The sequence below is a fragment of the Microbacterium sp. NPDC006705 genome (assembly GCF_044903545.1).
Taxonomy (GTDB): Bacteria; Actinomycetota; Actinomycetes; order Actinomycetales; family Microbacteriaceae; genus Microbacterium; species Microbacterium plantarum.
Genome location: NZ_JBJDQQ010000005.1, coordinates 56,269 through 66,176 on the forward strand (window position 1 = coordinate 56,269; position 9,908 = coordinate 66,176).

10 protein-coding genes are annotated in these 9,908 nt (G+C 71.8%); 7 read left to right on the plus strand and 3 right to left on the minus strand.

From position 1 onward, the window contains the following. The first annotated feature begins 73 nt into the window (after positions 1–73). The 6 genes from ACI2K6_RS16035 to ACI2K6_RS16060 all read left to right on the plus strand — a co-directional run bounded on the left by ACI2K6_RS16035 (position 74) and on the right by ACI2K6_RS16060 (position 6,250). Entirely contained in the window at positions 74–2,287 is a 2,214-nt protein-coding gene (locus ACI2K6_RS16035) for a type IV secretory system conjugative DNA transfer family protein (protein ID WP_143741622.1), read from the plus strand. A gap of 1 nt (position 2,288) precedes the next feature. Next, a complete protein-coding gene (locus ACI2K6_RS16040) occupies positions 2,289–2,594 on the plus strand; it encodes a hypothetical protein (RefSeq protein WP_098471859.1) in 306 nt (101 codons plus the stop codon). A gap of 103 nt (positions 2,595–2,697) precedes the next feature. Beyond that, the gene (locus ACI2K6_RS16045; protein WP_173233047.1) at positions 2,698–4,014 is read left to right on the plus strand and encodes a hypothetical protein; all 1,317 of its coding nucleotides are present in this window, start codon (positions 2,698–2,700) and stop codon (positions 4,012–4,014) included. Between the two features lie 33 nt (positions 4,015–4,047). Continuing rightward, complete coding sequence (locus ACI2K6_RS16050; protein ID WP_098471858.1) at positions 4,048–4,443, plus strand: hypothetical protein; 396 nt, start codon at positions 4,048–4,050, stop codon at positions 4,441–4,443. Between the two features lie 203 nt (positions 4,444–4,646). Continuing rightward, positions 4,647–4,877, plus strand: a complete 231-nt coding sequence (locus ACI2K6_RS16055; RefSeq protein WP_098471857.1) for a hypothetical protein — start codon at positions 4,647–4,649, stop codon at positions 4,875–4,877. Between the two features lie 458 nt (positions 4,878–5,335). Beyond that, the gene (locus ACI2K6_RS16060) at positions 5,336–6,250 is read left to right on the plus strand and encodes a hypothetical protein (RefSeq protein ID WP_098471856.1); all 915 of its coding nucleotides are present in this window, start codon (positions 5,336–5,338) and stop codon (positions 6,248–6,250) included. A gap of 148 nt (positions 6,251–6,398) precedes the next feature. Here ACI2K6_RS16060 and ACI2K6_RS16065 read toward each other — a convergent pair whose 3' ends face one another. After that, positions 6,399–6,638: a hypothetical protein gene (locus ACI2K6_RS16065; RefSeq protein WP_098471855.1), complete on the minus strand. Its 240-nt coding sequence runs from the start codon at positions 6,636–6,638 to the stop codon at positions 6,399–6,401. A 215-nt stretch (positions 6,639–6,853) separates the two neighbouring features. After that, a complete protein-coding gene (locus tag ACI2K6_RS16070; RefSeq protein WP_098471854.1) occupies positions 6,854–7,240 on the minus strand; it encodes a hypothetical protein in 387 nt (128 codons plus the stop codon). Positions 7,241–7,402: 162 nt separating this feature from the next. Between ACI2K6_RS16070 and ACI2K6_RS16075 the strand changes: the two genes are divergently transcribed. Further along, the gene (locus tag ACI2K6_RS16075; RefSeq protein ID WP_173233053.1) at positions 7,403–7,552 is read left to right on the plus strand and encodes a hypothetical protein; all 150 of its coding nucleotides are present in this window, start codon (positions 7,403–7,405) and stop codon (positions 7,550–7,552) included. A 991-nt stretch (positions 7,553–8,543) separates the two neighbouring features. Here the strand turns inward: ACI2K6_RS16075 and ACI2K6_RS16080 are convergent. Further along, entirely contained in the window at positions 8,544–9,323 is a 780-nt protein-coding gene (locus ACI2K6_RS16080) for a hypothetical protein (RefSeq protein WP_098471853.1), read from the minus strand. Between the last annotated feature and the right edge of the window lie 585 nt (positions 9,324–9,908).

The following is a 9,908-nucleotide window of genomic DNA, read 5'->3' on the forward strand; positions in this document are numbered from 1 at the left end:
GCGCGGGCGGGCCTTATGGGCAGTGAACGAGAGTCGTCGGCCCCGTCCTCGGGGCCAGAGGGTGAGGCCGCAGATGAGCGTGGACATGGAGCCGCAGATGGGTGTGGGCACGGCGCAGGCCGGCGCGCATCAGGAGGTCGACGAGGGGCTCAGGGTGCTGGCCCCTCAGCCGCAGCCGGCGAAGTTCCTCGGGATCGGATCGGGACTGGTCGCCGCCGGCGCGCTGGCCGCCGGCATGTTCGCCGCCACGGACCCGGCCCTGGCCTACACGGTCGCCGGCGGTGGTGCCGGCGTCTCGACGGCATCCCTGGTGGTGGCCGAGCGGGCGAGGCAGCGGGCGGAGATCGCCGACCACTTCACCGAGCAGATCTGCCCGGTGATGATGATCCGCCCGCGGCCGTCCCGGGCCGCGGTGAAGCTCTCCCGCTGGCGTGGGGGGTTCATCGGCCTGCCCCAGCAGGTGCAGCTGACCTACCACGCGAGGGTGGTGCCGGACCCGGAGTGGCTGAAGTCCCTGGCCGAGGTCACCTCGGTCAGCCTCGGGGCCAAGTACAAGGTGGAGGCCCACCTGCCGCGCAAGCGACGCGTGGTGCTCGGTGCCGTGGGGGCCGAGCAGGTGGAGAAGACCGACCCGACCGTGGAACGCGCCTCCCGGGTGGTGCGGGACCTGCTGGGCGAGTCCGCCCGCGTGAAGGTCGAGCTCAACGACGACGGCGACGCGACCCGCATCGAGGTCGCCCACGAGCAGGGCAGCAACATGGCCATGGCCTCCAAGCGGCTGCGCGTGGAGCGAGTCCTGGCCACCCGCGTGCCCGGAGACTGGGTCCCGGAGTGGAACCTCGTGGAGGACACCGTCGTGTTCTCCGCCCGCGAGCCGATGCCCTCCCTGGTCCTGCCCCCGCCGGAGCATTCCCCGCTGGTGCGCACCCACGCCGACTACCGAGATTTCCAGATCCCCCTGGGTGTGGACGAGGACGGCGAGCAGCTCTCCTGGCACCCCCGCAAGCAACCCCACATGGTGGTGGTCGGCACCACCGGCTCGGGCAAGACCGTCGTGGAGCAGAACGTCGTCCAGCGCCTGACCCAGGCCGGCTGGAAGGTCTGGGTGATCGACGGCAAGCGGATCGAGTTCATCGGCCTGCGGGACTGGCCGAACGTGGAGCGGCTGGCCTCGCGCATCGAGCACCAGGTGAAGCTGATCGAGGACGCCCACGACCTGATGAACGAGCGCTACGCGCTGATCGAGGCCGGCAAGGCGACCTCCGCCGACTTCGAGCCCGTGGCCCTGATCGTCGACGAGGCCACCACGCTGCTCGAGGCCGCCGACGACTGGTGGGCCGAGGTCAAGCCCAAGGGCGGATCCTCCAAGTCCGCGGTGCTCAAGCGCCTGGGCAACATCGGCCGCCTGGGCCGCTCGGCGAAGATCCACATGCTCATCGGCCTCCAGCGCGCGGACACCCGCTTCATCTCCGGTGAGTTCCGCGACAACCTCGGCATGCGCGTGGCCATGTCCCGCCTCAGCCCCGACGGCGCCAAGATGATGTGGGACTCCTACGTGGTCGGCACCACCATCCCCCGGCACATCAAGGGCCGCGGCATGGCCCTGAACTCCGCCGGCGTGCCCGTCATGATCCAGACCATCTACGCCCCCAACCCCGACCCGGGATCCGACGACTACGACCCCCAGCGCGTCGCCGCGGTGCGCCCCCGCGAAGTCGTGCACAAGAAGATGCTGGTGGAGATCCTCGAGCCGGTCACGATGGACCTGGACGGCAACGAGAACCCCACCAGCTACGCCGACTACATGGACGCCCGCGTCTACGAGGCCCCCGACCAGCCCCAGGTGCAGCCGGCCACCGCGCCCGCCGCCAACGCGGCCGTCCCGGCCGCCGCGCTCGCGGCCTTGCAGTCCCTGAACACTGCTCCCGCCACTGCCGCGGTCGAGGAACGCCCGACCGGGCGCCCCTCTCCGGCTGTGCTGGCCGACCCCAGCCGCCCCGTGATCGCCGAGCGCAAGCACGTGCCCTACGTCCCCGACGACGAGCAGGACCTCTTCGAGGGCTACGGCGAGCCCGTCGAGTCCCCGGCCGAGGAGTTGCAGGCCGGCGACCTGATCCAGATCGACCCCGACGCCGAGACCTGGGCGGTGCTCGCCGAGGACCCCCAGGAGGACGAGACCGGGATCTACCTGGAGTACATCGAGCGCGACACCGGGGAGGCCGGCGGCATCTCCGTGGCCGCCACCGAGATGCTGCCCACCCGCCACGTCGAACACGAGGAGAACTGAGATGAGCGCGAACACCAACGGCACCAGCGACGGCACCGACATCATCTGGATCACCCTGGCCGGCATGTTCTTCCTGGGCACCGGCGCCTTCACCGCCTGGGCCGCCAGCGCCATGAACTCCGTGCGCCAGAGCCTGCTGGAGATCGGCCTGCTCGTCCCCGCAGACCAGGCCTCCTTCGAGCTCGCAGACACCGGCGTCGGCGTCAGCCTCCCCCTCGTCCTGGGGGCCGGCGCCGTGCTCGTGGCCATCGTCATGATCGCCGCCTATCGGGCCGCCAGACGCCGGGCCCGCGGCCTGGACGACTGACCTGACGGACTCGTCAGCAGCTAGGGACATGCCGCGGAGAGCCCGGCCTTGTGGTCAGTGAAGGCGCCCGTGCAGGGCGGATGGAACGGACCAGGAGGTTGGCATGTGCAGGGCTCAGGGCGAGGCGGGGTGTCCCCACGGACGTCGATGCCCCCCGAACGCAACGGCACGGGAGGCCGCGCTGAAGCGTCGACGGGAGAACCGGGCGATCGGACAGCAGATCGCCCGATGGGCCAAGGCCGAGGGCAAGGCTGACGAGCTGGCCGAGCTGAAGAGGCAGCGCAAGCCCATCAACGAGATCAAGGAGTGGGCCGGTCAGGCCGGCGCTCCGGAAAGCGTCTTCGCCCGCGCCGCGGGCCCGGCCAAGAAGGGATGGGAGGCCGCCAAGACCGAGCTGCGCAACGACCCCAAGGCCCCAGCCCGCCGCGCCCCGGCCCGCGGGGGAGCGCCGGCCGCCGCAGCCGCCGGCGGAGCAGGAGGCGTCGGCGGCGGTGGGGGCGCTGGCGGCGCCGGAGTGGCCGGTGGCGGCGGAGCCGTCGGCGGCGCAGGCGCAGGCGCCGGCCGCGACCACCGCACCCCGACCCCGGCTCCCGGCTCAGCCTCGACGGGCGCTCGCGGACCCGAGTGGTCGGAGTGGGAGGAGCAGTGCGGCGAGGAAGAGGCCGCGCGCGTGGCGTTGCTGGTGGAGCGGCAGGGGCGCACCGCCGAAGAGCGGCAGCTGATGCGGATGGACTCGGCGCGTGAGGGTGCGCCGGTCGCGGGCAAGGGCGTCAACGACATCAAGCGTCTGGTGTGGGACGACGGCGCGTGCGGCTACTTCAAGCCCTACGACGAGCTGGACATGGACACCGCCGAGGCCTATGGCCACGACGGCCGGCACCAGCCCACCCATGAGGCCGCGGCCTCGCAGTTCGCCCAGGCGCTGGGCCCGAAGTACGCGGCTCTGGTGCCTCCGGTGGCCCTGGTCAAGTACGAGGGCCAGTGGGGCTCCATCTCCTATGGAGTCCCCGGGGGGCCGATGCGGGCAGGGGCGAACGTGGTGCACATGGCAGAGCACCACTCCGACCAGGCCAGCGATCTGGCCTTCTTCGACTGCCTGATCGGGCAGGTCGACCGCCACCGCGGCAACGTCCTGATGGATCGCCGCGGCCTCTCGGCGATCGACAACGGATTCGCCTTCACCGACGGCGTCGGCGGCGTGAACGCCTCGATGTTCGTCGCCGCGCGCTCACAGCACCCGCAGGCCCGCGCGACCACTCGGGAGGAGAAGGCCATCCTAGCCCGCTTCCTGGACTCCGAAGACGGCCTGGGCCTGCGCGGCACGATCGAGGAAGGCCGCTTCCACGAGGTGCGCCGGCGGGCACGCCTGATGCAGAGCAAGGGCCGGATCCTGAGCCTGTCGAATCTCTACGAGCGCTGATAAACTGATACAAGATCAACATAAGGAGATCTGATGTTCACCATCACCATCCACCACCTGGACGGCCCCTCCGGCCTCCAGCGGCACGTCGGATACGTGCACGTTGACGGGGAGGACGTCCAGATCCATGACCCCGAGGGGCACCTCGACCTCGAGCTGCCCACCCCCACCGTCGACGACCTCGGCCGCGGCGAGCGCCGGCGCGCCACCTACGCCCAGGACCCCGTCGTGTGGGCCTACAACCTGCCCGCCCTGCTCCGCGGGCCCTACGTGCTCGCCCAGCGTCATGACCAGACGCCGGACTGGGTCGAGCAGCTGCTGGAGCAGCCGCAGGCGCCGGCCGCCAGCTCCCCCGGTAGCGCCGAGCTCATCGCGCAGCTCATCGCGGGCAGCTCCGCAGCCAAGGAGGCCGCGGCCGAGCCGGCATGACCGGCCGCGGCGATCGCGTGCGGATGAGCTCGCGGCCGCAGCTTGGGCCCGCGGATCGGACGGGGACGTGTCGCGGAGATGCAGCATGAGCTGCTGCTGCACCGACCGCGAAAGACGCTTGTGCGATAGGCGGGGAGCGTGTATGGTTAGACACGTAGCGGGCCCCATCAGGGGGCCTGCACCCCTCGTCGAAGGAGCGCCCCATGGGACGCATCGCCCACCGCATCTACAACGTCTACGGCCCGGACAGCGCCGACATCGACTGCCTCTGCCCCCTCTGCGGCAAGGCCGACTACGTCTCCATCACCCAGGACGAGGCGGACGCCCTGGACGCCGGCCAGCCCGTCCACGAGGTCCTGCCCCACCGCACCAAGGTGGAGCGGGAGCGGACCATCTCCCAGATCTGCCCCGACTGCCAGGCAAACCTCTGCTGACCTCCCCGCCACGGCGGCCCCCCTCACTGGAGGGGGGCCGCCGTCGTCTCATGCGCCAACGCTCCAGCCCCGGGCCAGCAAGACACCTGCGGAGCCGGGGGGACGCGCACACGGGGGCAGCACCGCCAGGGCCACCCATGGTCGCAGCGTGGGCGGACCCGTCCACTCGACGGCGACGCCGGCGTGCGGGCGGCCCGGCCCGGCCGGCCCGGCCCGGCCGGCCCGGAGCGAACGCGTCCGCGAGCGCGGGTCGGCCGGGGACGTGTCGTGGAGATGGGCGGCCGGCTGCTTCAGCCCGGCCGGCCGGGCTGCCTCGGCTGCGGAAGCTGGAGGTCCGGGGCATGTCCCCGGCGCGGCTGCGGGGCGGGCGCGGAGCCGCGCGGGGCGGGGGAGAGCGAGGCCTGTTCAGCCGGGGGATGGATACGATCAGCATCCCACCGGATCCGGCGAAGGACACCATGACCAGCTCACTGCTCACTGACCTCCGCGAGCGCGTCATCGACGAGGCGGAACCGTTGCCCGGCCTGTTGCGCAAGTGCCTGATGCTCGGCGCGCAGACCGGCTCGCAGAGCCTGCGGGAGTGGGCGAGGTTCGAGCTCAACGGCTACCCGGACGACGTCGACGCGCCTGCCTACCGGAGCATCCATGCCGGCATGCTCATGTCCTCCATCAGCGGCAACACCGTCGTGAGCAGGAAACCCGTCTCGTGGTACGACTTCCCCGACGACGTCCGGGAGGTGCTCCCCGAACTGCTGACCCTCAAGGGGCCTCTGGCGGAGATCGAGGAGATGGCGACTCGGGAGGCGTTCCACTACGGGACCGGCCCGCTCAGTGCAGCGCAGATGATGTTCAACGCCATCCTGCCGCCGCATCAGCAGATCACCAGCCTGATGTACGCGGTGCCCGGTCCGACCCTCCGCGGCATCGTGGACCGCATCCGCACCAGCCTGGTCGAGCTCGTCGCCGACCTCACCGCCGACACCCCCCTCGGCGAGCTGCCCAGCCGCGCCGCGGTCGATGCCGCGCTGAGCGATCGCGTGGGCGTGCAGTACATCACCTATCTCCACGCGCCGTCTGGCCCTGTGGCTGTTGGCGAGGGCGCCCATGCTCAGAGCACGGTCGAAGACCTCTCTCGCGCGCTTGCAGACCTGCGTGTGATGGCGGAGAAGGAGGGGGAGGAGGAGCTGACCGAGGCCATCGACGAACTCCAGCAGGCGCTCCAGGAAGACCAGCCCGCCGTCGGCCCTGTGGCTGAGGGAGCCGGTCGCCTGCGTCGTCTCGCCGCCAACGTAGGGAGCGCGGCCCTGGGGTCCGCCGTCACGGGGGTGGTGGAGACTGCCACCGCCATGGCCTTCGGCGGCGTCTTCGGCTGAGGGCCCGGGGGCCGCGTGCCGCCGAGGGCGGGCGACGTCGCCCCGCCGGCGTGCGCCAGGATCTCAGCCCCCCCGATCCGCGAGAGCGGGCCAGGGACGCCGACGGGCGCGGACCGTGCGGTCCGCGCCCGTCGGGGGAGGTGGCGGCTCAGGGCTGGGGGTGATCCAGCTCGTGAGCGGCCATGGCGTCCAGGGTGCGGACCAGATCGGGGAAGAGCATGGTCAGCACCTCGATGGAGCGGGCGCCCTTGGGGTGGTCGGCGACGGCGCGCCAGTGGCGCGCCACGGTGCGCGCGTGGTTGTCGCGGCGGGTGTAGAAGGCCTTGGCGTCCTGGTACCCGGCCTTGTAGCCGTCGGCGTAGGTGGGGGTGGTGGTCTGCTGCTCCATGAGCTGCCTCCTCCGGTAGGGGTGCAGGTGGCCGAATGCCTCCCGCTGTGTCAAACCATACACTCACGATGGGGTGGTGACAAACCCGCGAGCGCGGGCAGGGCGGGGACGTGTCGCGGAGATCCGCAGCCGGCAGCTGCACCTGGAGCTACCGGCTGCGCGGTCGAGTCCGCGACAGGGGGGGGCGCCGGTGAGCGGCCCCCGGGCCGGTTCGGTCAGCCCTTAACGGGCTTCCCGGACAGGTCGAGGTCGGCGGCGACCACGGCCACCGAGGTGGCGCGGATCATGGCGGACACGGCGCGCACGTGTGCGTGGCACGGGACGCACGCCTTGGCGAGCGCCAGGCGCTCGTCGGCCTGGGTCCCCTGGCCCCGGAGCCAGGACACGTAGGCCAGCACGGCCAGCGCACCGGCGGCGGCCTCACGCGGACCCATGGCCACGGCGGCGTTGAGCACCGCCTCCGCCTCCACCGTGGCCTTCCAGCTCAGCCCGTCCGGGAACGTGCCCGTGTGGAAGTCCACGCCCTCCATCCGCCGCGGCCCGGTCGCATCCACCAGGGCCACGTAGAGGTACTCGGGATCCTGGCGATCCAGGGTCGCCATGGCGGGCGGGCATGCAAGAGCCCCCCTGAAGGAAGATCCTCCAGAGGGGCTCAACTTTGCATTTTCTCCTAATCAAAGGAGTAGAAATATCCAAATCAGTAGTTCCACGATGTGGGGTACGAGATCGGACGCGAAGGAAGCTACCGCCTCCCAGGGGACTGCATGAAGCCACTCGGCAACCTTCTCGGCAGCTTCGACAGTGTCGGTGACTTCGACCATGCGGTCGGCAAGAATGAAAATGAATATGAGTATTGGGTTTATCTTGATGCGTCTGATCCACCTACTCAAGATGGACGGACGGTGCGTGCCTAACGGACTCTCACAGGAGCCTCTCCCTGTCTCGTAGCGGTTGTGATGTGCACGTGTCAGGCCGCTGCAGCGGCCTCGTACTCTGCCATGGGTCATGCTTCGTTTCCTCTCTATGCGAGGCACCCGCGCGGCGAGTTCCGCGGGGCGCACCGGGAGTTCCCCAGCCTTTCAAGTATAGCAAAGGAGGGACAGAAAAGCAAATCAGAAGGTGTTTAGTGAATGCACCTCTAAGAACCCGAACGAATCCGGGAAGAGTAGGCCAAAGAAGGGCAGTTGGTTAGCGTCTACTGAACACCACCACTGGCACCTGGGAGAGCGACCCAGTGCCCACGGCCATCAGTGGCGAGCGAGTGTGGAGGGCGGGGACGTGTCGCGGAGGGCCGCTGCCGGCTCCGCGAGCTCGAGCTGCCGGCCGCCGCGGCTGCTGGAGCTGGGCATCCGGGGCATGTCCCCGGCACGCCGCGGGGTCTGGAAGCGATGCGTGGGGGCTGGTGGCACGGGGTGTGGCCGGTGCGCGGCCGCGGCGGGCGTGCTCGGGGTGGCGGGCCGGGCGGGGACGTGTCGCGGAAGGACGCTGCCGGCCGCGCCAGCTCGAGCTGCCGGCCGCCGCGGCAGCTGGAGCCGCGGGCCCGGGCCATCTCCCCGACACGGTCCGCAGCGGGGCCCTCACGGCCAGCAGCCGAGAGCGCGTGGGGCCGCCGACGGCTGGAAGCTCAGCAAGGGGGGAGGGCGCGGAGACGGCGGCACGACAGGGCCCCGCCGTGGGGGCGATGTCTGGGCCGGCGACCGGCGGGGGACGTGTCGTGGAGGGGCAGCCAGCTGCCGGCGCCGCGCTGCGAGCTCGCGGTGCCGCGGAGACAGCGGCAGCCGCCGCGGGCGGACGGCCCCGCCCGCATCGTGCGGGCGGGGCCACCGGGGGTGTGGGCGCTCGCGGCCCGGGCGGTCAGCGGCGGGGCCGCCGCAGTGCGACGACCCCGCCGATAGGGAGAGGGAATCAGGCCGTGGCCGGAGCCTCGGCGGTCCCGCGGGTGCTGGCCCGCTCCACGGCGGAGCCCTCCCGCACGCTGGCGGACTCCGGGGACTGCATCAGCGGCACGGCGCGGAACAGACGTCCCACGCCCTCGTACTCGGCGTCGATCGTGGGGAGCTGATCCCGACGGATCGGCATCAGAATGCCGTGCGCCCACTGGCCGTGGACCCACGCGACGGGCTTGCCCGAGTGGTTGGTGTCCGGGTCGAACGTGAGCACCTCACCGTCGCTGGTGTACCGCGCCGTCACGTCGGCCAGCGCCTTGACGTACTTCGGATTGACCGTGAACGTGCCCTCCTCGAGCGCGCCCCGCGGCTGGGTGTGCAGGCGGAACAGGGAAGCGATCTTCGGATACTCGTCCGCGTCCGCGTAGTTCTTCAGCGGCACCGTCTGCACCTGCCCGTTCGCCGCGTGGACGGTGAACGTGACGGTGTCCTCGTCGGCCGTCAGCTCCACCGTGCCGTCCTTCTTCGCGGCGCGGAGCACCGGGAGCAGAACCTTCAGGCCCGAGCGGTGCAGGCGCACCGGCGGCAGGCCCGCGCCGTGCGCGGGCGCCTCCAGGGCGTACTCGGTCAGCGTGCGGGCGAGCTGGTAGCGGTCCGTGCTGTAGGCGATCAGGCCCTGGTCGGTCACCTCCAGAGGGACCGTGGTCAGGCGAGCCCCGACCGGCTCGTCGGCGAGGCGGGCGGGGTAGGAAGCGACATCGAGACCGCGGAGCAGCTGGCGGGCGTTGAACGTGAGCATGAGAGCCTCCAAGGCTAGGGGTGCAGGGGGCCGGTTGCCTCCCGCTGAGTCAAACCATACACGCGTTGTGGTGTGGGCGCAATCGGTTGTGTGGTGTTGTTTGTGGTGTGGGTGTGGTGGTGTGCTGGCGGTGTTATGGCATGGGCGGGGGTGGGGGCTGCGCGGCCCGCCCGGCCCCCCGGCCCCGCCGGCCCCCGGCCCCCCCGCCGGCCCCCCCCGGCCCCGGCCCGCCGGCCCGCCGCCCTTCGGCCCCCTGGCCCGGTGTGGGGGCGTCTGAGGGCCGTTCGGGGTGCGGGTGGGCTTGTGGGGGTGCAGGGGTGGGAACGGGGCGCAGGCGGGCGCACAGCGGCCCGTGGTGCGCCCAGCTGACCCCTCCCGTCCTCGGTCCACCGTTCGGGAACCCTCCCGGCGGCGCGTCAGCGCCCGCCGTGCCCCACCTACCGATGGGCACCCAACGCGCGGGGCACCCAACCGGCGCGCGGAGCGCGCCAGGCGCGCGGAGCGCGCCGGCCCCGCGCCAGCGGGGCGAGGGCCCGGCAGGGCCCGCCGGAGGCGGCCGCGTGAGCGGCCCGCCTGCTGCCCCCC

Coding starts and splice junctions, on each gene's coding strand:
- ACI2K6_RS16035 (WP_143741622.1), top strand. CDS start 74: ATGAGCGTGGACATGGAGCCGCAGATGGGTGTGGGCACGGCGCAGGCC.
- ACI2K6_RS16040 (WP_098471859.1), top strand. CDS start 2,289: ATGAGCGCGAACACCAACGGCACCAGCGACGGCACCGACATCATCTGG.
- ACI2K6_RS16045 (WP_173233047.1), top strand. CDS start 2,698: ATGTGCAGGGCTCAGGGCGAGGCGGGGTGTCCCCACGGACGTCGATGC.
- ACI2K6_RS16050 (WP_098471858.1), top strand. CDS start 4,048: ATGTTCACCATCACCATCCACCACCTGGACGGCCCCTCCGGCCTCCAG.
- ACI2K6_RS16055 (WP_098471857.1), top strand. CDS start 4,647: ATGGGACGCATCGCCCACCGCATCTACAACGTCTACGGCCCGGACAGC.
- ACI2K6_RS16060 (WP_098471856.1), top strand. CDS start 5,336: ATGACCAGCTCACTGCTCACTGACCTCCGCGAGCGCGTCATCGACGAG.
- ACI2K6_RS16065 (WP_098471855.1), bottom strand. CDS start 6,638: ATGGAGCAGCAGACCACCACCCCCACCTACGCCGACGGCTACAAGGCC.
- ACI2K6_RS16070 (WP_098471854.1), bottom strand. CDS start 7,240: ATGGCGACCCTGGATCGCCAGGATCCCGAGTACCTCTACGTGGCCCTG.
- ACI2K6_RS16075 (WP_173233053.1), top strand. CDS start 7,403: ATGAAGCCACTCGGCAACCTTCTCGGCAGCTTCGACAGTGTCGGTGAC.
- ACI2K6_RS16080 (WP_098471853.1), bottom strand. CDS start 9,323: ATGCTCACGTTCAACGCCCGCCAGCTGCTCCGCGGTCTCGATGTCGCT.